Origin of the sequence: Serratia sp. S4, from assembly GCF_000347995.1 — a bacterium.
In the GTDB taxonomy this organism is placed as follows: domain Bacteria; phylum Pseudomonadota; class Gammaproteobacteria; order Enterobacterales; family Enterobacteriaceae; genus Serratia; species Serratia quinivorans.
On the sequence record NZ_KB661120.1, the window covers coordinates 2,518,549 to 2,543,680 of the forward strand.

At 55.8% G+C, this 25,132-nt stretch carries 22 protein-coding genes and 1 pseudogene; 11 read left to right on the forward strand and 12 right to left on the reverse strand.

The window, feature by feature from the left end; genetic code table 11:
- Positions 1–305: 305 nt before the first annotated feature.
- Genes SERS4_RS0112595 through SERS4_RS0112605 form a run of 3 tightly spaced genes read left to right on the forward strand, consistent with a single transcriptional unit; the run spans position 306 to position 4,301 of the window.
- Entirely contained in the window at positions 306–2,513 is a 2,208-nt protein-coding gene (locus SERS4_RS0112595) for a molybdopterin cofactor-binding domain-containing protein (RefSeq protein WP_017892754.1), read from the forward strand.
- Positions 2,514–2,526: 13 nt separating this feature from the next.
- Positions 2,527–2,985 (forward strand): (2Fe-2S)-binding protein, encoded by a 459-nt coding sequence (locus tag SERS4_RS0112600; protein WP_017892755.1) that lies wholly within the window; start codon positions 2,527–2,529, stop codon positions 2,983–2,985.
- Between the two features lie 11 nt (positions 2,986–2,996).
- Positions 2,997–4,301, forward strand: coding sequence for a cytochrome c (locus SERS4_RS0112605; RefSeq protein ID WP_017892756.1), 1,305 nt, complete (start codon positions 2,997–2,999; stop codon positions 4,299–4,301).
- A gap of 36 nt (positions 4,302–4,337) precedes the next feature.
- On the opposite strand, the gene SERS4_RS0112610 is transcribed toward SERS4_RS0112605, so the two are convergent.
- Entirely contained in the window at positions 4,338–5,507 is a 1,170-nt protein-coding gene (locus tag SERS4_RS0112610; protein WP_026142364.1) for a cupin domain-containing protein, read from the reverse strand.
- A 584-nt stretch (positions 5,508–6,091) separates the two neighbouring features.
- Here SERS4_RS0112610 and SERS4_RS0112615 point away from each other — a divergent pair.
- The 3 genes from SERS4_RS0112615 to licT are packed head-to-tail and all read left to right on the forward strand — an operon-like array spanning position 6,092 to position 10,230.
- Complete coding sequence (locus SERS4_RS0112615; RefSeq protein ID WP_017892758.1) at positions 6,092–7,957, forward strand: beta-glucoside-specific PTS transporter subunit IIABC; 1,866 nt, start codon at positions 6,092–6,094, stop codon at positions 7,955–7,957.
- Positions 7,954–9,366: a glycoside hydrolase family 1 protein gene (locus tag SERS4_RS0112620; RefSeq protein WP_017892759.1), complete on the forward strand. Its 1,413-nt coding sequence runs from the start codon at positions 7,954–7,956 to the stop codon at positions 9,364–9,366. The genes SERS4_RS0112615 and SERS4_RS0112620 overlap by 4 nt, the downstream gene beginning before the upstream one ends.
- Positions 9,367–9,390: 24 nt before the next feature.
- A complete protein-coding gene (gene licT / locus SERS4_RS0112625) occupies positions 9,391–10,230 on the forward strand; it encodes a BglG family transcription antiterminator LicT (RefSeq protein ID WP_012145053.1) in 840 nt (279 codons plus the stop codon).
- Here licT and SERS4_RS0112630 read toward each other — a convergent pair.
- Positions 10,227–11,147, reverse strand: coding sequence for a LysR family transcriptional regulator (locus tag SERS4_RS0112630; RefSeq protein WP_017892761.1), 921 nt, complete (start codon positions 11,145–11,147; stop codon positions 10,227–10,229). The genes licT and SERS4_RS0112630 overlap by 4 nt on opposite strands.
- 99 nt (positions 11,148–11,246) lie before the next feature.
- Between SERS4_RS0112630 and SERS4_RS0112635 the strand changes: the two genes are divergently transcribed.
- Entirely contained in the window at positions 11,247–11,819 is a 573-nt protein-coding gene (locus SERS4_RS0112635) for a chromate transporter (protein ID WP_017892762.1), read from the forward strand.
- Positions 11,816–12,337: a chromate transporter gene (locus SERS4_RS0112640; RefSeq protein ID WP_012145056.1), complete on the forward strand. Its 522-nt coding sequence runs from the start codon at positions 11,816–11,818 to the stop codon at positions 12,335–12,337. Before SERS4_RS0112635 ends, SERS4_RS0112640 begins: the two co-directional genes overlap by 4 nt.
- A 40-nt stretch (positions 12,338–12,377) precedes the next feature.
- Here SERS4_RS0112640 and SERS4_RS0112645 read toward each other — a convergent pair whose 3' ends face one another.
- Positions 12,378–12,737: an AprI/Inh family metalloprotease inhibitor gene (locus tag SERS4_RS0112645; RefSeq protein ID WP_017892763.1), complete on the reverse strand. Its 360-nt coding sequence runs from the start codon at positions 12,735–12,737 to the stop codon at positions 12,378–12,380.
- A gap of 340 nt (positions 12,738–13,077) precedes the next feature.
- Between SERS4_RS0112645 and SERS4_RS25765 the strand changes: the two are divergent.
- A pseudogene (locus SERS4_RS25765) lies at positions 13,078–13,800 on the forward strand (2-phosphosulfolactate phosphatase).
- Here the strand turns inward: SERS4_RS25765 and SERS4_RS0112655 are convergent.
- From SERS4_RS0112655 to SERS4_RS0112680, 6 genes are all read right to left on the reverse strand, one after another.
- On the reverse strand, positions 13,784–14,284 hold the full coding sequence (locus tag SERS4_RS0112655; RefSeq protein ID WP_012145059.1) for a GNAT family N-acetyltransferase: 501 nt from the start codon (positions 14,282–14,284) through the stop codon (positions 13,784–13,786). The pseudogene SERS4_RS25765 and the gene SERS4_RS0112655 sit on opposite strands and share 17 nt — an antisense overlap.
- A 28-nt stretch (positions 14,285–14,312) precedes the next feature.
- Positions 14,313–15,320 (reverse strand): alpha/beta fold hydrolase, encoded by a 1,008-nt coding sequence (locus tag SERS4_RS0112660; RefSeq protein ID WP_017892765.1) that lies wholly within the window; start codon positions 15,318–15,320, stop codon positions 14,313–14,315.
- A gap of 226 nt (positions 15,321–15,546) precedes the next feature.
- Entirely contained in the window at positions 15,547–17,151 is a 1,605-nt protein-coding gene (locus SERS4_RS0112665; protein ID WP_017892766.1) for a GMC family oxidoreductase, read from the reverse strand.
- Between the two features lie 20 nt (positions 17,152–17,171).
- Entirely contained in the window at positions 17,172–17,690 is a 519-nt protein-coding gene (locus SERS4_RS0112670) for a sugar dehydrogenase complex small subunit (RefSeq protein WP_017892767.1), read from the reverse strand.
- A gap of 10 nt (positions 17,691–17,700) precedes the next feature.
- Positions 17,701–18,981, reverse strand: coding sequence for a cytochrome c (locus tag SERS4_RS0112675; protein ID WP_026142365.1), 1,281 nt, complete (start codon positions 18,979–18,981; stop codon positions 17,701–17,703).
- Between the two features lie 222 nt (positions 18,982–19,203).
- Complete coding sequence (locus SERS4_RS0112680) at positions 19,204–20,109, reverse strand: DMT family transporter (protein ID WP_017892769.1); 906 nt, start codon at positions 20,107–20,109, stop codon at positions 19,204–19,206.
- 177 nt (positions 20,110–20,286) lie between these two features.
- Here SERS4_RS0112680 and SERS4_RS0112685 point away from each other — a divergent pair, with 177 nt between their 5' ends.
- Both SERS4_RS0112685 and SERS4_RS0112690 read left to right on the forward strand, forming a co-directional pair.
- Positions 20,287–21,156, forward strand: coding sequence for a helix-turn-helix domain-containing protein (locus SERS4_RS0112685; RefSeq protein WP_017892770.1), 870 nt, complete (start codon positions 20,287–20,289; stop codon positions 21,154–21,156).
- An 18-nt stretch (positions 21,157–21,174) separates the two neighbouring features.
- Complete coding sequence (locus SERS4_RS0112690) at positions 21,175–21,612, forward strand: glyoxalase/bleomycin resistance/dioxygenase family protein (protein ID WP_017892771.1); 438 nt, start codon at positions 21,175–21,177, stop codon at positions 21,610–21,612.
- Positions 21,613–21,619: 7 nt separating this feature from the next.
- Here SERS4_RS0112690 and SERS4_RS0112695 read toward each other — a convergent pair whose 3' ends face one another.
- The 3 genes from SERS4_RS0112695 to SERS4_RS0112710 form a co-directional block, all read right to left on the reverse strand.
- Complete coding sequence (locus tag SERS4_RS0112695) at positions 21,620–22,840, reverse strand: multidrug efflux MFS transporter (protein ID WP_017892772.1); 1,221 nt, start codon at positions 22,838–22,840, stop codon at positions 21,620–21,622.
- 124 nt (positions 22,841–22,964) lie between these two features.
- Positions 22,965–24,179, reverse strand: a complete 1,215-nt coding sequence (locus SERS4_RS0112705) for a glycosyl transferase (protein ID WP_017892773.1) — start codon at positions 24,177–24,179, stop codon at positions 22,965–22,967.
- Positions 24,172–25,002, reverse strand: a complete 831-nt coding sequence (locus tag SERS4_RS0112710; protein ID WP_017892774.1) for a mannosyl-3-phosphoglycerate phosphatase-related protein — start codon at positions 25,000–25,002, stop codon at positions 24,172–24,174. The genes SERS4_RS0112705 and SERS4_RS0112710 overlap by 8 nt, the downstream gene beginning before the upstream one ends.
- Positions 25,003–25,132: the final 130 nt, after the last annotated feature.

Here is a 25,132-nt window from a genome sequence, read left to right on the forward strand (position 1 = left end):
GCCATGATCGGGAGAAGCAATTTCCATACCAGTCCGCAAACCGAGCGCTGGCGCGCTATCGGGCAGTTGCTTGATGCAATTTGGTGCAATCCATGGGCCGTGACGGGGCATCCTTAGCTGATCCAGGCATGCAATTGCTCATAGCACAAATCCACAATAGAAAACCCCGCCTGAATGCCAGACAGACAAAATAATAGGCTACGCTAACTATTAGCCCGTCGCGCTGGTGTATGCAGACGGCGCGCATAAAAAGAATGATTTCGCCGCATTGATTAAGGTTGATCGGCATTTTGGAGCGATGAGCAATGAATCTACCCGAAGTCCCGCTTACCCGGCGGCGTTTTATCGTCGGCGCCAGTGCGCTGGTGATCGGTGCCTATCTGCCGTCTACCGGTGCGCTGGCCCGAGCCAACTCCGCCACGGCGCCTGAAAACAATCCTCATGCAGCCAATGCCTTCGTGCAGATTGATCAGGAAGGCATTGTCACCGTTATCAGTAAACATACCGAGGTGGGCCAGGGGGTGTATACCGGCATGGCGACATTGGTCGCCGAAGAGCTGGACGCCGATTGGTCGCAGGTGCGGGTGGTTGCCGCGCCGGTTGATACCAACGTCTATAAAAATCTGTCGTTCGGTTTCCAGGGCACCGGTGGCTCCAGTTCGGTGGCCAATGCCTATGAGCAGATGCGTCGCATGGGGGCCATGGCGCGTGCAATGCTGGTGCAGGCCGCCGCGCAAAGTTGGAAAACCTCCGCGCAGGAAATTACCGTGCAGGCGGGCAAGATCCGCCATGCCGCCAGTGGGCGTGAAGCGGGCTTCGGCGAGTTTGCCGTATTGGCCAGCCAGTTACCGCCACCCGACCCCGCGACTCTGACACTGAAAAATCCCGCCAATTTTACGTTGATCGGCAAGGCCAGCGGCCTGCACCGGGTGGATTCGCTGGCCAAAACCAACGGTTCGGCGCAATTCACTCAGGACATTCATGAGCCGGATATGTTGACCGTGACCATCAAAAAGCCACCGCGTTTCGGCGGCAAGGTGGCCTCATTTGACGCCAGTCGGGCGCTGGCGGTAGCGGGCGTCGTGGCGGTGAAGCAGACCGATACCGGCGTGGCGGTGTACGCCAAAAATACCTGGGCGGCGATCCAGGGGCGTGAAAAATTACAGGTGGAGTGGGACGACTCGCAGGCCGAGCGACGCAACACCGAGCAGATTTTCGCCGAGTTCCGTCAGGTGGCGCAAAAGCCCGGTGCGGTGGCGAAAAGTCACGGCCAGCCGGACGAGGTTTTTGATAAAGCAGACAAAGTGATCGAAGCGGAATACACCTTCCCGTATGTGGCCCATGCGCCGATGGAGCCGTTGGACGGCTATCTGTTCTGGGACGGCGAAAGCGTCAAGGCGCGTTATGGCTGCCAGATCCAAACCCTCGATCACCAGCAACTGTGCGATCTGTTCCAATTGCCGCCGGAGAAGGTAGAAATTGAAACCATTTTAGCCGGCGGCAGTTTTGGTCGCCGTATCGATCTGGGCAACCCGAAGCTGGGGCCGGATCTGGCCGCAGACATGGCGGCGGCGGCCAAGGCGATTGGCCCTGGGCACGGGGTGAAGGTGGTGTGGACGCGTGAAGACGATATCCGCAACGGCTGGTATCGCCCGATGATCCTGCACCGGCTGCGCGGGGCGATCCGCGGTGGCAAGGTGGTGGGCTGGAGTGACACCGTCGTCGGCCATTCCTGGACGCTCAACAGTGCGATGACGGCACTGGTGGTTAACGGTGTCGATCAGATGATGATCGAAGGTGCCAGCGAAGTTCCTTATACCTTCGAGAGTTTCCGCTGCGACGCCCATATCGTGCCGGGCAAGGTGCCTACCACTTCACTGAGGTCGGTGGCCAGTACCCACACCGGCCACGCGGTGGAAAGCTTTATCGACCAACTGTTGCAGGAAACCGGGCAGGATCCGGTAGAGGGGCGATTGGCACTGATGGGGGATGCGCCGCGTGAGGCTGGCGTATTACGGGCGGTGGCGAAAGCCGCTAACTGGCAGGGCGCGAAGGTGGTGGATGGCCGGGCGCGGGGGGTTGGCGTCGCCAAGGCGTTTAATACCCGGGTGGCGCAGATTGCCGAGGTGTCGATCGGCGAAGGCGGCATTCCACGGGTGCACAAGGTGTGGTGTGCGGTGGACTGCGGCGTCGCGGTCAATCCGGATGTGATCCGCGCGCAGATTGAAGGCGGCATCGGCTACGGTCTGAGCATCGCACTGTACGGCAATATTACGCTAAAAGACGGGGTGGTTGAGCAGTCCAACTTCAACAATTTCCGCCCGCTGCGTATCGATGAAATGCCGGAAATAGAGGTGATTATCGTGCCTTCCAGTGAGGCCCCGACCGGCGTGGGTGAACTGGGTGTGCCGACCATTGCCCCGGCGGTCGGGAATGCTCTGGCGCTGCTCGGGCGGCCCCGCAGTTCACTGAGCCTGCCTTTACACCGTCCCAACAGTGACGCCAGCGTCTGACAAGGAGAACAGCATGATAACTTTAACCGTGAACGACCAACCGCTGACGTTTGATGGCGACCCGAATATGCCGCTGCTGTGGTTCCTGCGTGATGAAGCCGGGCTGACCGGCACTAAATTTGGCTGCGGCATTGCGATGTGCGGCGCTTGTACCGTTCATCTGGACGGCGTGCCGGTGCGGTCTTGCATGACGCCGGTCTCTGCCGCCGAGGGCAAGAAAATTACCACCATCGAAGCGATCGGCGAGACGCCGACGGGCAAAGCGGTGCAGGCGGCCTGGGTCAATCTGGACGTGGTGCAATGCGGCTACTGCCAGTCCGGCCAGATCATGAGCGCCAGCGCACTGCTGGCCCAAAGCATGAACCCGAGCGATGCAGATATTGACGCGGCGATGAGTGGCAACGTTTGCCGCTGCGCTACCTACGTGCGCATTCGCGCCGCCATTCACCAGGCCGCCAAGGCGTTGGATTAAGGGAGAAACCCATGAGCAACGCCCTGAGATGGCTGTTATGGCTGATTGTCGCAATAGTGGTGCTAGCGGGAGGCTACGCGCTTTATACCCTGTTACGTCCGGTCGGCCCGGAGCCTGCTGCTCCTATCGCCGGGGCCCCGGCGAGCATTAGCGATAAGCTGGCCCGCGGTGAATATCTGGCACGTGCCGCCGACTGCGTGGCCTGCCACACGGCGCCTGGCGGCAAACCTTTCGCCGGCGGTTTTGCCTTTAAACTGCCATTCGGCACCATTTATGGCACCAACATTACCGCCGACCCGGAAACCGGGATCGGTGGCTGGAGTGACGAACAGTTTGTGAGTGCGGTGCGTGAAGGCGTCGGCTCACAGGGGAATCTGTATCCGGCAATGCCTTATACTTCCTACACTGGGTTAAGCCGTGACGACGTACTGGCAATCAAGGCTTATCTGTTCAGCCTGCCACCGGTGAAGCAGGCGAATCCGGAAAACGGTCTGTCGTTCCCGTTCAACCAGCGCTGGGGCATGAAGTTCTGGAATTTGGCGTTCTTCAACGAAAAACGCTTCGAGCCGAACCTCAATCAGGATGAGCAATGGAATCGCGGGGCCTATCTGGCGACGGCTCTGGGCCACTGCAGCGAATGTCATACCCCACGCAATCTGGGTTTTGGCATTAATCAGAGCAAAAACCTCAGCGGTGAGGTGATCCAGGGCTGGTTCGCCGGCAATATTACCCCGGATCGGCAGACCGGCATTGGCGCCTGGAGCGAACAGCAACTGTCGCAATATCTGGCCACCGGCCATGCGGAAGGGCGCAGTAGCGCTTCCGGCCCGATGGCAGAAGCGGTGGAAAACAGCCTGCAGTACCTGACGCCGGAGGACAACCAGGCCCTGGTGAAATATCTGCGCAATATCGAGCCGATCGCCAGCGACAGTGCCAGCGCGGTGAATCTGCAGCCGAAGGGTGCGACCTCTTCCAGCGCGGTATTACCGGGTGGGCAGGAAGATTCGCTGGGCCGCAGGCTGTTCGCCGGGGACTGTAGCGGTTGTCACCAGTGGAACGGTACCGGCCGCCAGAGCAAATATGCTTCGTTGGTTGGCAGCACCGCGGTTAACGATCCGCAGGGCCGTAGCGTGGTGCAGGCGATCCTCAAAGGTACGCGCATCAGCATTGGTGAGCAGCACGAGTTTATGCCGGACTTTGGTAGCCAATACTCGGACGAAGAAGTGGCTGCGGTAGCCAACTACGTGGTGGGCCAGTTTGGTGAAAAACAAGGCAAGGTGACCGCCAAACAGGTGGCGGAGCAGCGTAAGCAGTAACCCTTGGCGAGGGGGTTAACGCCCCCTCGCTACCCATCAGCTTTTACGGCGGGACATTACCAGTTTGTCCCTGGGGCGATCTTGCCAGTCGGCAATCTGATTATTGAAGTTATCTGCCAGCAGATAGGCCGGGGTTTTCGCCAACCAGTCAGACAGCGAAATATCCTGATAAATACCGTTATCCAGTACGATTAGCACTTTGAGATCCTCATCGCCCATATTCTCAATGTAATGACCAAAACCCTGCGGGACATAACCGACGTCTGTCGGGGCATATTCTGCGGTCTGCGCATGGCCGTGTGAACTGAATACCGTCATGCGGCCATTTCCGGAAATATAGTATTGCCACTCATTGGCGTTAGGATGCCAGTGCAATTCCCGCACGGCACCGGGTTTAACGATTTCGATAATGCCGGTCATGGTGGTTGAAATAGGGAATTCTTTTGACGATACCAAATGAACGCTGCCTGCATCATTTTCAAAAAAAGGTTTTTGCTTCATTAATTCATAACGGTGGGCTAACGGAGAGTTATTCAAGCCACCGTCGCTGCTGGGCAGGGGCAGAGCCGGGGGAATAGCACCGCCGACAATATAGGCCTCACCCTGTTTGGCTTTGGAAAATACCGCTGCCGGCATATTGACGCTTTTTTCCAACACCTCTTTGGGCATGTGTGCCACCCAGTCGGTAATGCTGAAAGTACCAAACTCGGAGAAATGGCCGTTATCAAAGGTCAAAACAAAGTGCGCGCCGTCCGCCAGCGCCTGGATCGAGTGCCCGTAACCTTTGGGAAAATACCAAACATCCCCTGCGCCGAAGTCCGCCACTTCGCACTTTCCCTCCGGGTCGATGATGGTGATGCGGGCATGGCCTTCCAGCATAAATGCCCATTCGGCGGCAATGGCGTGCCAGTGCAGCTCGCGTACGCCGCCCGGCTCCAGTGTCATATCTACCCCGGCAACGCCTTCAGAAATCGGGAATTGTTCGACGGTGGCCTCTCTGGCCCACCCGCTGGGCAGGCTGCGTTTTTTGCTGTTGGCAAAGACATATTTATAAAGGTTTTGTGCCTCTGCGGCGGGTTGGAAAGTACTGGGCGGGACAATATTGCGATGTTCGTCGGCGCTGGCGGATTTAAGCATACCGCCCATTACGCTGGCTGCTGCTGCGCTGACCGCAGAGGCTTTTAATATATCACGACGCGATAACATATGACTTTCTCCAATATATAGAATGCCTGCCAAAATATCGGCAGGATTTATCTGTTGGTTTTATTGGCTGCAGGTGTGTTATTGCCGCATTAAAATGCTCTGCGACGGTTAAATCATAGTGGCTTAGGCCGTATTCACCGCAAATAATTTATTTGTTTGTGTTACCAATTGAGAGAGGCTGTAATTATTGTATTTACTATTAAATAATAATGCATCGGTATCAATTTAATTGTGTTTTTTGTTCAATAAATAATAAACAGAGTTAATTTATTTAGGCGGTATTTTTTTTGTCAGTGTTATTTTAATCGGTTAATTTAACCGATGCGCTAAAGTGGGGCGTGGTGGGCAACATTGCAGTGCATTTTCGAAAATTAGTGATGTTAATCACAAAGCTTAACGCAGGCTATTGCCGAAAAATCACAACTATGACGATACTTTCGCCGCGATCTTAGCGATCGCCAGACATTTTTATTACGGCGTGTTACTGCTCAGGCAGGCAAGACCAAAATAGGAATGCACCTCTCATTGCGATGAGGCGCATTTTGATTTTGGTCTTTTTTTTTGTTTTTTTACGGGGAAACTTTATGGATTACAAACAGCTGGGCCTGGAAATACTGGCGCGGGTAGGGGGCAAGGGCAACGTCAGCAAACTGACGCACTGCGCTACTCGTCTGCGCATGGAGTTTAACGATGACAGCCTGGTAGAGGCGAAAGCGATTGAGGCCCTGCCGGGGGTAATCAGCGTGGTGGAGCGCGGCGGCCAGTTCCAGATCGTGGTCGGCAACAACGTGCAGCAAACTTTCCGCACGCTACAAAAAGAAATCGGCGCTCTCGAGGGGCGACAGAGCGATAAGAAATCACAGGCTCGCGGCGGCGTGGTTTCACAGATTATCAGCGTGATCTCTACCACCTTTACCCCGGTGATCCCGGCGATCACCGGCGCGGGGATGATTAAGGCGCTGTTGGCGATCCTCAAACTGACCGGGACGATAGACGCCGCCAGCCCGACCTATCATTTGCTGGACACCATTGCCGATGCGGCTTTCTTCTTCCTGCCGGTGTTGCTGGCCTATGGCGCGGCAATCAAGTTCGAGTGTAACCCGATACTGGCCATGACCATCGCCGGGGTGTTGTTGCACCCCAATCTGGCGCAGATGCTGGCGGCGGGAGCTCCGATTGATTTTATTGGTATCCCGGTGCGAATGGCCGACTATGCCGGTTCGGTGCTGCCGATTATTTTCACCGTCTGGCTGATGTCTTATATCGAGCGCTTTGCCGAAAAAGTTTCGCCGACGATGATCAAGTTCTTCACCAAGCCGATGATTATTCTGTTGGCCACCGCGCCACTGGCGTTGGTGGTGGTAGGCCCGTTCGGAATTTTCCTTAACGATCTGGTTGCCGCCGGCGCGGCGATCGTCGACGGTAAGGCCAGTTGGCTGATCCCGATGCTGATGGGCGGGCTGCAACCCTTCCTGGTGATCACCGGCACCGCCTGGGCGATGACGCCGATCGCGACCGGTCAGTTGAGCAAAAACGGGTTCGAAATGATTAACGGGCCGGGCATGCTGGCCTCCAACATTGCGCAGGGCGCGGCCACCCTGTGCGTGGCCTTCCGTACCAAAAACAAAAACCTGCGCCAACTGGCGTCCTCTGCCGGTTTCACCGCGCTGCTGGGTATCACCGAGCCTTCGCTGTACGGCGTGACGCTTAAGCTGCGCAGACCGCTGATTGCCGCGATGATCGGCGGTGGCTGTGCCGGTGTTTATGCCGGGCTGAGCGGGCTGGTGCGCTATGCCTTCGTCTCTCCGGGGTTGGCGGCGCTGCCGGCGTTTATCGGTGAAAACCCGATGAATATCGTCCATGCGCTGGTCACCTGCGCCATTGCTATCGTAGTGACCTTTGCGCTGACCTGGATCCTCGGTTTTGAAGATCCGGTCGAAGAGCAGGAGATGGCGGTGACGGCCTCTCACCGCGACGCTGAACAGCAGATTTTCAGCCCGCTGTCCGGCCAACTGGTGGCGCTGGACCAGGTGAACGACGATGTCTTTTCCCAGGGGTTATTGGGCCAGGGCGTAGCGATACGGCCGCAGGAAGGGCTGCTGCGTGCGCCGCTGGACGGTGAGGTGGTGACCTTCCTGCCTTCAATGCACGCGGTGGGTATCAAGGGGGATAACGGCGTTGAACTGCTGGTGCACATCGGTATCGACACGGTTAATTTGGCCGGGCAGCATTTTAGCTCCAACCTGAAAATTGGCGACCGGGTCAATATGGGGGATGAACTGGTGCGTTTTGATCTGGCGGCGATTGCTGCGCTGGGTTACGACCTCACCACGCCGGTTCTGGTGGTCAACAGCGAAGATTTCCCGCAGTTGAGTTGCCGTCAGCCGGGTCGGATCGGCTTTGGCGAACCCATCATCAGCCTGAATAATGCGCAGCAGGAGCCGGCATGATTTATCAACGACTGAACGATTTCCCCAAAGATTTTCTGTGGGGGGCTTCCACCTCAGCCTATCAGGTCGAAGGGGCCTGGGACGAAGATGGCAAAAGCCCGTCGATTGTAGATATGCTCGATCATCCGCCAGGCACCGCCGACTTTAAGGTGGCCAGCGATCACTATCATCGCTTTCGCGAGGACGTGAAACTGTTTGCCGAGTTGGGGCTGAAAGCCTATCGCTTTTCCATTGCCTGGACGCGGGTGCTGCCCAATGGCACTGGCGAGGTCAACGCTGCCGGGCTGAATTTCTACCGCCAGTTGATTGATGAACTGCTGAGCCATGGCATCGAGCCGGTGGTGACGCTGTATCATTTCGATCTGCCCTATGTGCTTGAGCAGCAGGGGGGCTGGTCTAATCGCGCCACCATCGACGCCTTTGTCGATTATGCCGGGGTGCTGTTCGACGCCTTTGGCGACCGGGTGAAGTACTGGCTGACTATCAACGAACAAAACACCATGATCCTGCACCCAGGGGCGATTGGCACGCCAAAGGGCGGCGTACTGCCGTCCAAACGGGTGTTGTATCAGCAAAGCCACCATATGTTGGTGGCTCAGGCGCGGGTGATGGCGCTGTGTCACCAGCGCTGCCCCGCAGGGAAGATTGGCCCGGCGATTAACACCACCTCGATGTATCAGGAAACCTGCCATCCGCTGGATGCTATCGCCGCCCATAACTGGGAGACGCTGCGTTGCTGGAGTTTCCTCGACGTGGCGGTGCATGGCCGCTACAACCCGCTGGCCTGGCGTTATTTGCTGGACCGCGAACTGGCTCCGCAGATGGAGCCGGGCGATGCGGCGCTGTTGCTGCAGGGCAAACCGGACTATGTGGCGATAAACTACTATTCTACCGCCACCATTGCCGCCAGCCGTGGCGACGCCTCCGACATCAGCGCACGCGCAGGCGATCAGCAAATCATGCTGGGGGAATCGGGAGTTTACCGTGCAGCAGAGAATCCGTTCGTCGGTAAAACCCGCTACGGCTGGGTGATCGACCCGGTCGGATTACGGCTAACGCTGCGCAAAACCGCCGAACGCTATCATTTGCCAATATTAATTACTGAAAACGGCATCGGTGCCCCGGATGAGTTACAGGCCGATGGTACAATTAACGACGATTACCGCATTGAGTTTATGCGTCAGCATGTCGAACAGATGCAGTTGGCGATCAACGACGGGGTAGAACTGATCGGCTATTGTCCGTGGGCGGCGATAGACGTGGTCAGCACTCATCAGGGCTATGCCAAGCGTTACGGGTTTGTCTATGTCAACCGGGGTGAGCAGGATCTGAAAGATCTGCGGAGAATTAAAAAGCGCAGTTTTGACTGGTATCAACGGCTGATTGCCTCCGATGGCCGGCAACGCTAAAAATAAAGGGTGATGGCCGCGACGATGAAAGTCATTAAGGTACTCAATAATAGCCTGGTGCTATCGACTGACGGCGATAACAATGAAGTTATCGTGATGGGCAAGGGTATTGGCTTTAACAGCAAGGTGGGTGACGTTCTCGACCCGGCCACGATAGAGAAAGTGTATGTGGTGCAAAACAGCCAAAAGGGCCGAGATTACCTGCGGCTGATAGAAACCACGCCGGAAGAGCACATTGAGATCGTGCAGATGATCCTTGCCGAGGCTAACCGCCAGCTCAATGGGCGGATTAACGAGCAGATTTTCTTCACGTTGGCGGACCATATCAGCTTCGCCATTGAGCGCTACCACAAAGGGATTGCTATCCAGAACCGGCTGCTGTTTGAGGTAAAGCGCTTTTATCCGCAGGAATTCGCGGTGGCCACGCAGGCGCTGGCGCACATCAACCGGCGGTTGAACATCAGCCTGCCGGAAGAAGAGGCGGGCAACATCGCTTTCCATCTGGTTAATGGCCAGACCGATGTGCAAAACATGGAGCACACGCTGCTGGCGGTGAAAATGTTGAAAGATATTTTCAATATCATCAAATACCATTTTCGCATCAATATCGACACCGATTCGCTCAATTACTCGCGTTTTCTGGTGCATATGCAGTTTTTTATTCAGCGTATGGTCGAGGGGCAACAGATGACGTCGAAAGACGATTTTATCTTTGCTCAGGTAACCAAAGAGTATCCGCACGCCTACCGTGGTGCGCTGCTGATCCGCGACTACGTGAAAAATCTGCTGCAGATGGAAATGTCGAACGATGAGCTGCTGTATCTGGTGATCCACCTGACGCGCATCGCCGACAAGGAAGATTAGCCGGGTGTCTGCTCGCTGACCGCTTCGGCCACCAAATCGCGAAAACGCGTGATGATGGCCGATGTTCGGTTGTTGCGCAGCGCCAGATAAAGCGGCGCACTGAGCTGGGCCCGATCGTCAATCGTCCGGTAGACAATGCCGTCGCCCCCCAAACGTCGCATCGAGGCCGGCACGATGGAAAGCCCCAAACCGGCACCGACCAAACTGAGGGTCGCGGGCAGGCGCGGGGCCTCCTGAATCACCCGCGGGCTGAACCCGGCACGGTGGCAGGCCGCCAGAATGGCGTCGTACAAACCCTGACCCGCAGGCCGACGATAAAGAATAAAGGCTTCTTGGGTTAATGCCTCCAGCGGCAAGGGGTGCTCACTGTTGACGGCCAGCGGGTGGCCGACAGGCAGGGCGACCAGCATAGGTTCACGCAGCACCGGTTCAATCGTCAACCCTGGAATACCGCCCACCGGCGAGCGCACAAAGGCCACGTCAAGGCGTTCATCCACCAGTGCCTCCAATAGTTCACCGCTGCCGGCCTCTTCCAACTGGGTGGTAATGCCCGGCAGGATCTCCCGGTAACGGCGCAGCAAATTGGGCACAAACGGGTGCAGAGCGGCCGAACTAGTGAAGCCGATGGCAATATGCCCTTGTTCACCCCGTGCGGCACGGTGCACCGCCTCGGTCAGTTGCTCTGCCCGTGCCAACAGGGTACGAGCTTCATTGAACAGCACATTGCCGGCTTCGGTGACGCGCACGCCGCGTGGCAGGCGCTGCAACAGCTTTACCCCCAGCTCATCTTCCAGCCCTTGCAACAGGCGGGTTAACGGCGGCTGCTGAATAAACAGCCGTTCGGCGGCGCGGGTGATATTGCCTTCTTCCACCACGGTAACGAACGCCCGCAGGCGACGGAGTTCAATCATAGACATACCTTGAAGGTATCCTTGTTGCTTATGAAATGCATTAGACAGCATGACATGGCGGCGCGCATCATACCAGCCATCATAAGAAGCAATCTGGAAGCGGCAATGTCTGAATCTGATGCAGTAAAAAACAGCCAACTAGCGGCCCCTCCGGGTAACAGTGAGCTATTTTTGGGCTTTCTGATGCTGGGGCTGATTGGTTTTGGCGGCGTGCTGCCGCTGGCACGTAACATGCTGGTGGAAGACCGGCGCTGGTTGAGCGGTGAACAGTTCACCGAACTGCTGGGGTTGTGTCAGTTTTTGCCCGGCGGCAACGTGATCAACCTTTCAGTGGCGGTGGGTATGGAGTTTCGTGGGGTACGCGGTGCTTTGTGCGCGCTGCTGGGGCTGATCAGCGCGCCAACGGCGATTGTGGTCGGGTTGGGCATGGTCTACGCCCGTTTCCAGAACGATGCCCATGTGCAACACGTGTTTGCCGGCTTAGCCGCTGCGGCGGCCGGTTTGCTGTTGTCCACCGGGATAAAAATGCTGTTACCGCTGCGCGGTAAATGGCTGGCACTGGCGATTGTAGCGCTCAGCCTGATTACCATTGCCTGGCTGCGTTTGCCGTTATTACCGACCATGCTGGTGCTGGCACCGTTGAGCATTCTGCTGCTGTGGTGGAGGGATCCATCATGATCGCTATCTTGATCTCACTGGCATTGATTTTCACCGAATTGTCGCTGCTGGCGTTCGGTGGTGGCATGACCATTCTGCCGGAAATGCAGCGCCAGGTGGTGGAGGTTCATCAATGGATGAGCGCGCAGGAGTTCAGTGCGCTGTTTGCCATGGCGCAGGCCGCACCGGGGCCGAATATGATGATCGTACCGCTGATTGGCTGGCACGTGGCCGGCTGGGCCGGGCTGTTAGTCTCTTCGGTTGCCAAGTTCGGCCCGTCGTCGATCGTCACCCTGCTGGTGATGGGGGCCTGGCGACGCTTCAAGGATAAACCCTGGCGGCGCAGAGTGCAGAGTGGCCTGGTGCCGGTTACCGTCGGTTTGGTGGCGGCGAGTGGGGTGCTGATTGCCGAGGCTTCCGCGCCAAGCTGGCCGCTGGCGGCGATTATTCTGCTGGCCACGGTCGTGAGCATGAGCAAGCGTATTCATCCGCTGTGGGTTTTGGCGGGCGGTGCGTTGATGGGATTGTTGGTGGCGTGACGACAGGTTTTTTACGCTGCCGTCATGCCAGAAAAGACGGTTATTGGCGTGGCGTCAGCGTAAAGCGCGGCTTGCCGTGATGATTTATCACTTCGTAGCGTTTGGGGGCCGTCAGCGCCAGAAACGCGACCATGCTGCCGTCGGCGTTGGTCAGCGTCATGCCGTCCGGCGTTGGACGCCAGGCGACCGGCAGTTCGGCGAGGGCCAGCGGCTGCAGACATTGCGCAGAGGCGGTAAAACGGTAGGCGTTAGTACCTTCGATCAATTCATCGCTTAACTCAACTTCGCAGGCGGCGGCTTTGCCTTCGGCATCGTTCAACTGCCAGTGCCCTTTCAGCGCAGAGGGGGCCAGCAGGGGCAGTGAACTGGCAAAGGTAGTGCTGCTTAACATCATGCTCATAACAACTCCTGTCAGGGCAACGCGCCGTACTGCGCGTATAGAGAGAAATCTCGGCATCGGCCACTCCTTACTTAAATCCGTTAATACCATAGCACGATCCCAGTTTCCGGGTGAGTGAAGGGTAATTTGATTGCAGGCTCATTATTGCAATTTGCGGGGGGCATCACCGATGCGGGATCCCTATACTGAGTAATCGGAAGAGGAAAGTCTCTATAAGTAATTTTGATGAAAAATCTTACACATTGAATGAATTCCTATATCGACAGTGCCAACAATTTTGCCTGATTGTTTGATAATTAATAAAGGGTCAGTCGTCCCTTTCTTTTCAATGGAGCGGCAGATGGGCTATTTTTCGCAATCTCAGTTCGACATCCGTATTGAATGGGGAGAAAACGCCATAGCACACTTGGCTGGCGATGTTGACTGCGTGATCATCGTTGATGTGATGTCGTTTTCAACCTGCGTCAGCCTTGCTGTCAGCAGAGGGGCCAGGGTTTACCCCTACCCATGGAGAGATGATACCGCGATAGAGTACGGTAATAGCTGAGGAGCTGCCACAGCCAGTGCCACCCGTCGTTTTGAGGGTGACGGTTATTCACTTTCACCGGCTTCGCTGGTTAGGATCCCGCCGGAAACCAAACTGGTACTCCCATCCCCCAATGGTTCGACGTTGGCTTTTAAAGCCAGGGATTTCGGCTGCGCCGTGTTTTGCGGCTGTTTGCGAAACTTGGAGGCGACGGCGATCGCCTGTGCGGCATATCAACGTATTTTGGTGGTTCCCTGTGGGGAGAAATGGCCGGATGCCAGCGTGCGACCGGCACTTGAGGATTGGTTAGTGGCGGGAGGGATTATTTCCTACCTCTCAGAGAGAAATTTATCACCTGAGGCGCAAGCGGCGGCAGCGACCTTTAGGGCATTATCTACGGATTTATTGCGTCAGTGCGGCTCAGCCCTTGAGTTGATTGAGCGCGGGTTCGCCGCCGACGTTGATCTCTGTCTGACAACTGATGTCGACGGCAGGGCATGTAGGTTGCAGAACGATCACTTTAGTGCTGAAAAATAAGCACCATCAGCATTTCGTCGAGATAACCCTGTTCGGTTTTCAAGGCGCGAGGCTCCATACCATAGGGCTCGAAACCGTATTTTTTGTAGAGACTGATTGCGGCATCGTTGTCCGCCACAACGGTAAGCAGTATCTGTTCGACCTGGTTGGAACCATGGTCAATAACCGCTTTTAGCAATGCATTGGCGATCCCCTGGCCTCTGAATTCGGGTTCAACAAATACCCCGGTCAGCGAGGCCTTATGCGCATCTTTAATGCCTTCGGCCTGCTTGAATACCATGACCCCAACTATCCTGCCGTTAGAATAGGCGCCGAATACGGCACAGTTGGTGAGCCTGTCAGCAAAAAATTGTAGCGGTTTCTCAGCCTCAAGCGCGTAAAAGGAGCCGAACATTTCGGGGGATTTTTTTAAGGCGGCAAGCCGAATAGCCCGAAAATCCTCTGCGTTTTCTGCCTGGAGCCGGCGAATTTTTATATCAAGCATTGGTGGTTTCCTGTCCTGTATCGAATCGTTAGGGGCGCAATGCCTTAATCAACGCCTGATTAAACTGTGCGGGTTCTTCCATTTGCGGCGCATGGCCCAGCCCCGGAAACTCGATCAGGCGGGCGTGCGGGATCAGTTTTGCCACCTGTTTGCCCAACACATTGTAATGACCAAGTGTAGCCTTGACCGCCGGCGGGGCAATGTCACTGCCGATGGCGGTGGTGTCGGCGGTACCAATCATCAGCGTGGTTGGCGTTTGCAGATCCTTAAATTCGTAGTACACCGGCTGGGTAAAAATCATGTCGTAAATCAGCGCCGAGTTCCAGGCCACCAGGCGATGCCCCGGCCCGTTGTTCAGCCCGGCGAGCATATCGACCCAGCGGTCATACTCTGGTTTCCAGCGGCCGACGTAGTAGGTATTCAACTCATATTGCCTGATACCTGCCGCGGAAGTTTTCAGCTCACGCTCGAACCATTGATCGACGCTGCGCCAGGGCACACCCTTGGCCTTCCAGTCTTCCAACCCAATCGGGTTCACCATCACCAGTCGCTCAACCGCCTGCGGATACATCAGGCTGTAACGCGTCGCCAGCATGCCGCCGGTAGAGTGGCCGACGATCACCGCTTTACTGATTTTCAGGTTATTGAGCAACGCGTGGGTGTTCTGTGCCAACTGTTGGAAGCTGTATTGGTAATGTTGCGGTTTGGTCGAACTGCAAAAGCCGATTTGGTCCGGCGCGATCACCCGGTAACCGGCTTTGCTCAGCGCTTTGATAGTGTCTTGCCAGGTGGCGGCGCAGAAGTTCTTACCGTGCATCAGCACCGCAGTGTGACCGTTGGCTTCACCTTCTGGCGGCACGTCCATATACCCCATGCTTAACTGCTGCCCCTGAGAGGTGAAGCTAAACTGCTGCAAGGGGTAAGGGTAGTGAAAACCCTGCAGCTCTTGGCCGTATTTTGGCGATTCGGTCGCTGCTGTGGCGGTAAAAGCGGTGAGGGCGGCGGATAGCAGCCAGAGGCGGGGAAATCTCAGCATCCTGATGTCCTTATGAAAAATCGGCAAGAGTCTGAGTATAGCCCTAATGGTTGAGTTTTCAGGGCGACGCCGCCGCTTGTGCCTTGGGTGACATGCCGAGCGGGTTTTCGTTGAAGCTGATGCAGATCGGATTATCTGCGGTTGGAGCGACGAATGGCGCATTGCCAGACGTGACATCGGCCAGTGCGCTGCGGTTCAGCCCTGCCAGCGCAACGGCGATGCGTTTTTAAATCTCTTTATTAATAATTTCAGCGACGCGCAGCGCAATCGCATACCCGGTCAGGGTTGGGTTAACCACGGTGGAACTGGGGTGTACGCTGGTACTGGTGATAAAGAGGTTGGCATGATCGAAAGAGCGGCATTCATGGTTGACCACGGAGTCCCGTGGGTCACTCCCCATAATGGTGGTGCCCATGATATGGGAACTTGGTACCCAAGCCTGAATATCATTCAGTACCTCAGTCGCACCGAACAGACTCCTGAATTGGTCATAGTCTTTATAGAGCAAAGCCATGGCGTTCATGGTGTATTCATGGGCAATGTCATAGTTGATGCGTGGCGTAGGAAGACCCAGTGCATCGCGCTTATTGCTCAGGGTGACCCTGTTGGTCGGATCGGGCAATACCTCGACGTAAGATGCAATCTTCAGGTAGCGCGCGGAATTGTGGCGGATCAAACGATCAAGCTCCGGGCCTACAATACCTTGACTCAGCAATCGGCGGGTAATCAGTTCGTTAGGAACGGTATTATCCAGGAAGTGGCGAATAGCCGCATGCTGGTGCCGCAGCGGCGTGTCGCGCCAGGTGTTGATGCTTCCTTGTTGAGTCGGACCACGTCCCGCCCAAACGGGATCTTTCGCCAGCATAGAGATAGACCGCCCGGTGTGCCCCATCATGTTACGACCTACCTGATCGGATGAATTACCGATGTCCGACATCAGCATCAGTTTCGGCGTTTCTACCCCATGTGCGGCCAATACGAAGTAACGTGCAGTAAGGCGTGTGCTTTCACCCTGCGGATTTTTATAGTGGATAGCGACAATCTTGTTATCCGGTCCTTTTTCAATGCGGTAAGCCACTGCATTGACTAACAGTTTAGCGCCATTCTGTTCGGCCCATACAACAGGTTTATCGCCGGAGAACTGTGCACCAATTGGGCAGATAGGCGCACAGTTATTATTGCCCGCGCAGATCGGTCGCCCTTGATAGGGGCGCGTCGCGCGTGCATTAGGTTCATCAACAAAGTGGTGATTGACTGTTGATACCTTTTCGGCCACTTGCTGCGTCAAATAGCTCCAGGGCTGCATTGCCATGGGATAAGGTTTAGAGCGCGGGGGATAAGGTTGTTGCCCCAGACCTCGCTGATCGTCGGTGTTTGAACCACTCACGCCAATCTCTTCTTCAGCCTGTTGATACCAGGTTTCTAACATGTCGTAGTCAAGCGGCCAGTCACGGCCATGACCATACAGCGTTTTTAATTTGAAATCGCTGGGCAGATTCCGCCAGGTTGCACCGCCCCAGTGCCAGGTGGTTCCACCGACCAAACGCAAGAAAGCAGGCTTTTGGGTGATATTGCCGACGCTCTCGATATAGTCGTCAGAATATTTACCCGAAGCGGATTTGGGCGCCCAGGGTACATCAGGGTAAGGACCGTTATAGTCCGATTTATTGCCATATTGGCGAAATGCTTCAAGGATTTCCGAACGCTTAACGCGAGGGCCAGCCTCTAAAATGGTGACTGATCGTCCCTGTTTGGCAAGACTGTTGGCGACGGCTCCGCCCAGAATACCGGCACCCACGACGAGAATGTCGCAATCATATTCAATGGCCATAGTTTGCTCACTATAAATTTTTAATTGTCTAAATTTGGCGTAGCCACCCAGTAATTAGGCTGGGCGCGGATATAAGTAGGGATCACGGTGACATCAATGGTCTTTTGGAACATCAATGCCTTTTCATAACTCACCACTACCGCCTGGCGACCGCGCCCAACATTGCCGGTGTAAAAACTTTCTATAATAAGCAACGCCAGTTTTCGGTTTTCATCCTCGGAGGGAAGGGCAGAAATGAAGGATTGAACGTCTTGCGCGCCGCTGATAGAAAGCGCTTTTTCCAGGGTGTTGAGGCGGTGATTAAACTGCTCCGTATGGGAGACCAGGGCCGAATACATAGCGGCGGAAAATGCGGGTTCGAGTGTCGGCCTGTTGGTCAGCAACCGGGCCAGATTCAAAAAGGCATCCACACCAGGTCTATCATCCACCAACTTGAGCGGGGCTGAAACGACATTGATAGACAGCAAGGTGGCGCCCACGATAGCGCTGCTTTTCAGCAGGTGACGTCGGGATAAGCCATAGCTCGATTTATTTTTCATATACGACGTCCTAATTGCTGGAATCACGGAGCTTTTTAACCTGATCGGCGTCCACGGTGAGCTTGTGCCCCGCAAAACTTTCCACCAGGTATTCAGCCAGTTGTGCCACTTGCTCATTGCTTAATTGGTCGGCAAACGCGGGCATGAAGTAGTGTTCCTTGCCATTGTTCACCTCGGCACCTTGTAAGATGACTTTGATCAGATTGTTGGTGTCCATGGCACCGACAACGCTGTTGCCAACCATTGAAGGGTAATAGCCGTCCGTTGTTCCGCTGCCTGTTTTGCCATGGCAACTGGCACAGTTGTTTAGGTAAACGTTGGCTCCGGTGGGCTCGTTATTTTCTATTGGCTGAATCTTTGATGAGCGAGGTCGCGTTTGGTTATCACCTATGGACGGGATATCTCTTAAATACAAAGCGATAGCCTGTAGGTCCGCATCGTCCATTTTGCTAAAACTATGGGTGACCGCTTCAGCCATTGAACCGGCAGCCTGAGCTTTAAACGGCACATTGCCGGTTTTAAGATATTGCACGATTTCCGGCTGTGACCAGCTACCGATTCCCGAGGCCGTGTTGCTGGTGATGTTAAAAGCTTCCCAGCCGCCAATCTTCGCACCGGCCAGGAAACCTTTCTGGCTTTCGTCATAGGCTTTTTCCTGCATGCCTAGCCCGCGGGGGGTATGACAGGAGCCGCAGTGCGCCGCGCCCTGTACCAAATAAGCGCCACGGTTCCACTCTGGGCTCCGGTCAGATTTGTATTGATAAGCGCCTTTTTCCAGGAACAGGGTATTCCATGCGATCAGCGGCCAGCGCATAGTGAGTGGCCACGGGAAGTCGGGCTCCTTATTTTCTTGATTAACAGGTTCAACGCCATGCATAAAATAGGCATAAAGGCTGGCAATATCATCATCAGTCAGCTTGGTATAAGACGGGAATGGCATTGCCGGATAAAGATTCGAGCCGTCGCGCCTGATACCTTCACGCAACACTTTCTTGAAGTCGTCCAGTGAATATTCGCCAATGCCGTAGGTTTTATCTGGCGTGATGTTGGTAGAATAGATATTCCCCATCGGCAGAGGCATGGCTAAGCCGCCACTGAAAGGTTTGCCTCCGGATGCCGTGTGACAGGCTACACAGTCAGAGGCGATAGCTAAATAGCGGCCTTTTATCAGCCTGAGATCCTTACCTGCATCGACAACTTCAGCGTAACTCAGAGAAGTAGATAAAGAGATTGCCGTGACGATAAAACCGGCGAGGAGTTTTATCATTAAATGAGGGGTCTTATTGCTCATCTTTATTTCCCAAACCAATTGGTTAATAAAATACAAAAAATTACCATAATACTGTAACGGTTTAGTATTGAATGTATTGATTTGATGGCATGAATGTCAATGCTGATCTCAGGCTTTCAGCATTAATTGTTAATTTTTTATTGGTTATAATAAAGAGGGGGATTCACTTGTGATCGTTTAGAGCAGGATAAAACGCCTTCCAGAAGGCGTTATTTACTTATTTTACACCGCCCGGCGTCGCCATAACCCAGTGAACCGGCCCGGTTTGGCGAACATCACCAGGTTACCCAACAGGATCAGGCACAGGCCAATCACCGCATTGAGATGCCACTGATAGCCTTCATAAAGGGTCGAAATGCTCAGCGCCACCAGGGGGAACAGCAGGGTGCTGTAGGCCGCTGCACCGGCACCGATACGACCCAGCAGGCTGAAATAGGCCGCAAAGGCGATCACCGAGCCGAAAATCGCCAGGTACAGCAGCGAACCGATATAGCGGGTGCTGAACTCAATCTGGAACGACGCCCCCTGAGCCAGGGCGATCAGCGCCATCAGGATCGCACCGTAGCTCATGGCATAGGTATTGGTAGACAGAATATCCAGACCGCGCCGCTGGTGACGGGAACTGATCATATTGCCCAAAGAGAAACCGAAAGTGCCCAGCGCGCTCAGCCCGATGCCTTTCAACAGCTCCGGCGCCATTTGCGTGGCGACCAGATCTTGCCAGAACAGGGCGACGATCCCGGTGATACCCAGCACCGCCGCCGGCAGCAGGTTCGGGCTGGGACGTTGCCGGAAGAAAATCAACCCGTTGACCGCGTTGAACAGCACTGCCATTGAGAAAATCACCGATTCCAGCCCGCTGCTGATATAGGCCGCCGCATGGTAGAAGCAGTAAAAGTTGAACCCGAACACACAGCAGCCTTGCAGGATGCAAAACAGATGGTCACGCAGCGTAATGCGGCGCAGGCGGCGCGCCAGTAGCAAAATAACCAACATCACCCCAGCGGCGACCACAAAGCGGTAACTGATGGACACGGGAATAGCCACCGGGCCTTCTTGCTGCAGGGTAATCGCAATCCAGGTGGTGCCCCAAATCAGCACTACGGCAAGGTACAGCAGCGTATTCATAATAGACTCCAGCAAAATAGACTGGCTCAGTATCCGTCGTTGCCTGTCGGCGTGCTTTCAGCGCTTTGCGTACAATTGCATATTCTTGCGCTTTTTTTGGCAAAAGCGCGGGCTGACGGCTGGTGTGGCGCTGCGCCACTCTCTACACTGGAGGGATTGAGGAATGCGAGGGCGGCAATGTCCAGTTACAAGGCGTTTGAAACACTGCGGGAACATAAAGCGCGGTTGCACAACAGCGTGCAGCTGGGCTCCGGCGTGGAACTGGCTGCCTGGTCCAACTGCAATGACCGTATTACCCAGGAAAGCGCCGATCACCATACTCTGAGCCTGTATGTCGCCGACGGTTATGAGTGCTATCAAAAAGTGCCCGGTGGCTGGAAGAACGGCGGCGGGCCGGATCGCTTTTGCATTATGCCGCGTCAGTATGAATCTACCTGGGACGTGCGCAGCGATTTGTCTTTCGTGCACCTTTACTGCACCGACCAGCATTTGCGTCAGGTGGCAGAGCAAACCTGGGATCGCAGCCCGGCGGCGATCAATCTCGAACCCTACGCTTTTGGCGAGGATCCGCAGATCACACTGCTGTATCGCCAGTTTTTACTCAACTGCGACTGGCATGAGCGCGCCAATCAACTGGCACTCAGCAGCGCCACAACCCTGCTGATGTCACACCTGATCCAGCGTTACAGCCAATTGCAATGGGCGTTACCGCAGGTCCGCGGCGGTCTGGCTCCGGCGGTCGCCAAACGGGTGAAAGGGTATATTGAGCAGCATCTCGACCAGCCGTTGTTGCTGGCAGACCTGGCGGCACAGGCAGGGCTGAGTGAGTTCCATTTTGCCCGGATGTTCAAACATGACACGGGCCTGGCACCACACCAGTTTGTGATGCGTGCGCGGCTGCAGCAGGCAGAAAAACTGCTGCGCCACAGCCTGCTGCCACTGACGCAAATTGCGCTGGAGTGCGGTTTTAGTTCCTCCAGCCATTTCAGCAACCGCTTCAAGGCGGCCTATGGATTTTCCCCAACGCAAATGCGTCAGGGGCGTTGATAGCCAACAGGAGAGAACATGGAACAGCAGTTCGCAGGACTGGGCGTGTTGTTTATCGCCGGATTTGGGCCGATTACCCAGCATACGGAACAAAGCAAGGCGTTCTACGCTGACGCGCTGGGGCTGCCGCTGAAGCCCATGGACGGCAATGCCGATTATTTGCTGACCGAACATGGCGCACTGGAGGGGGTTAAACACTTCGCCCTGTGGCCGTTGGCGCAGGCCGCACAGTCCTGCTTCGGCAGCGATCAATGGCCGGCCGATTTGCCGGTGCCGCAGGCCTGGATGGAATTTGACGTTGCCGATATGGCACTGGCAACTCAGGGGTTGATCGATCGCGGTTATCGTCTGTTGATCGCCAACCGCGAAGAACCCTGGGGCCAGAGCGTTACCCGGTTGCTCAGCCCGGAAGGGCTGTTGATCGGCGTGACCTTTACCCCCTGGCTGCGTGATTAACCGTTAATCAACGCTCTCCCTCTTGGCCGGAGGGAGAGGACTTCGCTTCGACCTTGTTAAACTGGCTGCGCAGTTGCAGGCAGTTAATCAGCACCAGCACCGCCGTGACCACAAACACCCAGCGGAAGCCCATCAGCGCCGAAACGCCAGAGCCAATCAGCGGCCCCACCACATTACCGAGATACATAAACGACTGGTTATAGCCGAAGATGCGTCCGGTGACCTGATCGGAAGAGTACTTCAGCAGCAGCGTCTGCACCGCAGGCATCAAGGCACCATCGGCAAACCCCAACAGAAAACGCAGGATCCCCAACTGGAGCGGCGTTTCCACCCAGGCCATGATGGCGAACAGCACCGTAGTCAATCCCAATGCGGCCAACAAAATGCGTGCGGTGCCGATACGGTCGCCAAGCCGGCCGAGACGCGGGGCAGACATCAATGCGGCAACGCCAGGAACGGCGGCGATCATGCCGCTAATAAAGGCCAGATTGCCACTATCACCGGACAAATCCTTGATAAACAGCGTCAGTATCGGACTGATCGATGAGTTGGCCAATTGGATCATCAGAGTGCTGACAAACAAGGTCACAATCAGCGCCGGATAGGGCAGCGACTGGAATACCGCTTTGCCGCTTAATCGATCGGCTTTTTTTACCTCGATATGGCGTTCTTTTATCAGGAACAGGGTAATCAGGAAACTGACAAACATCAGCCCGGCGGTGACGAAGAACACCACGCGTAGCCCCAGATGGTCGGCCATCAGGCCACCCAATAGTGGGCCAACGATCACCCCGGTCACCGGGCCAGTAGACAAAGTGCCCAAAGCCCAGCCGCTTTTGTCACGCGGTACCTGCGAAGCGACCAACGCCATGGCATTGGGGATATAGCCGGAGGTCAGCCCCATCAGTGCGCGCAGTGCAAACAGCTGATAAACGTTGGTGACCATACCCTGCAGCGCAATCACGACGGCCATTCCCAACGAAGCACGCAGCAGCATGAGCTTGCGGCCCTTGCGGTCTGCCAGGCTGCCCCACAGCGGTGATACCAGCGCCGAAACCAAAAAGGTGCCGCTGAACACCAGTCCGGACCAGATACTCAGCGACTGGTGGCCACTGACGCCGAGCTGTTCGACGTACAGCGGTAGAAAAGGCAGGATTTGGCTCATCGCCAGCCCGGTAAAGAAACAGCCGAGCCAGACTGAGATCAGATTGAGTTTCCACGCTTCCATCAGCTTGTCGTACCACTTTGAATTGGGAGGAATTTATTGAGCAGAGTAATAATAACACCGGTTATCAGGTGTTGCTGGGCGAAATCGGTGAACAAAAGTAAAACCCGCCGGGCGGCGGGGGCGTTTACTGCTGGTTATCCTGCTCCACTGCGTCATACAGCCGTTGCAGGATGTCCGGGAAGGCGGACTGTACGCGGTTCCAGCTAGGCACAAAGGGTTTGTCACCGGGATTTTCGCTAAAGGCGTGGCCCGCCTGAGAAATGACTCGGGAGAACAGTTCGACCGCCGATTCTTCGCTGTGACGATCGAAACCCAGGCCGTTCATTTTGGCGTCGTGCTCGAAGGCGTCGATCATATCCAATGCGGTGCGGTAATAAGTGGCGCGCAGCACGCGGAAAGAATCACTGGTGATCGGCACCCCCTGGATCGCCAGCTTGCGATACAACGCCTTGGTAATGTCGCTCGCCATACGTTGCAGGCCGGTGTTCGGATCATCCTCCGACATTGGCTGATGCTTGTGGTCGTAATGGTCGGCGATATCGACCTGACAAATTCGGTTGGTGGCGGTGTTCCGGTGGATTTCCGACAGTACGCCAATCTCCAGTCCCCAATCGCTGGGAATCCGCAAGTCATTGAGGATATGGGTGCGCATGGCGAACTCACCGGAGAGCGGGTAGCGGTAGCTGCGCAGATAGTCGAGAAAATCCGAGTTGCCATAGACCTTTTGCAGTGATTTCAATAGCGGAAACACCAGCAACCGACCCACGCGGCCATTCAGCTTGTCGCCAGCCACCCGGGCGTAATAGCCCTTGCAGAAGTCGTAATGAAACTGCGGGTTGGCCACCGGGTACAGCAGACGCGCCAGCATGCGACGATCATAGGTGACAATGTCGCAGTCGTGCAGCGCCACACAGCTGCTGCGGCGCGATGCCAGGGTATAACCGACGCAGAACCATACGTTGCGGCCTTTGCCCGGCTCGTTGGGTGCCAGTCCTTCGGCGCTGAGCTGTTCGGCAATCGCCGTCAGGCGCGGCCCATCATTCCACAAAATCCGGTGGCGCTGTGGCAGGCGCGAGAAGAAGGCTTTGGCGTGCAGAAATTGCTGATGGTTGGCGCGATCCAGGCCAATCACGATTTCCTCCAGATAGGGCACCTGTGCCAGCGTATCGACGATCTTGTCCAGCGCGGGGCCCTCCAGCTCGGAATAGAGTGAAGGCAAAATCAACCCCATGGTGTTGCGGCCGGAGAACACTTGCAGCTCATATTCCAGCTCGGCCAAGTCACGTTGGGCCAGATTGTGGAAGTTGGTGATGATGCCGTCCTGGTAAAATTCACTCATGTTGAGATCTCCCGTTAAGCAGAAAATGATCCAATCCTTCGCACCAGCCCTGTGGGCCTTGCTGTTGCGTGCGGTACAGCCGGCCGGAGAAATCGTTCGGTAAAGTAAGCGGCTGGGCCTGCTGGCCACGGATCAATACCGCCAGATTGCTGGCGTGCAGCAGGGAGAGGTCATTGGGGCCATCGCCCAGACTGAGGGTGGTTAAAGGCTGACGCCGGGTTAATTGATAACGCGCGGCCAGCCAGCGGGCGGCATTGCCCTTGCTGACCTCTCGGCTCATCAGGTGATAAAAGCGTCCCCCCTGAGTCAGATGCAGGTCGTGTTGCGCCAGCAGGGTGCGAAAGTGTTCAAGTTGGCGATCGGTGCCTGCCCAACGAAGCGGTTCAGAACCGGCACGTTGCCGTGCCTGGCGGGCTTGGGGCAGGGTTAAGCCGGTCCAGTTTGCCACCGTCGCGGCATCCACATCGGCAAATCCCTGGAAGGCGAAACCGGTCTGGTGGCGCAATGCCCGCAAGGTTGCCGTCAGGCTGTGGTAATCGGCCCCCAGGGTTTTCGCCGGGTAGTCGGGTTGGTCGTGCCATCCCTCGGGAAAAACAATCTGCGCGCCGTTTTCGGCAATAAAGGGCCAGTGGCTCAGCCCCAGTTGCTGTTGCAACGTGCAGACCTCGGCGGCGGTTTTACTGGTGGTGATGATCAGCGGCGTCTGGGCCTGTGCCAGACGATCCAGCCAGGGCTGCGCCGCGTGCCAGCGGTAGCTGTGGTGATCCAGCAGTGAACCGTCCAGATCGGTAAAAATCAACAGGTCGGGACTCAGTTTCAGCATTTCATCTCCATTCTATCGTGCACAATTCGCTGATAAATAGGCGGATTACTTTGTTTTAACGCGGGAGACCGAGAGGGAGATTTATCGCCGCACGCACCTTAAAACTGTGATGCAAATCACAATTAACCCT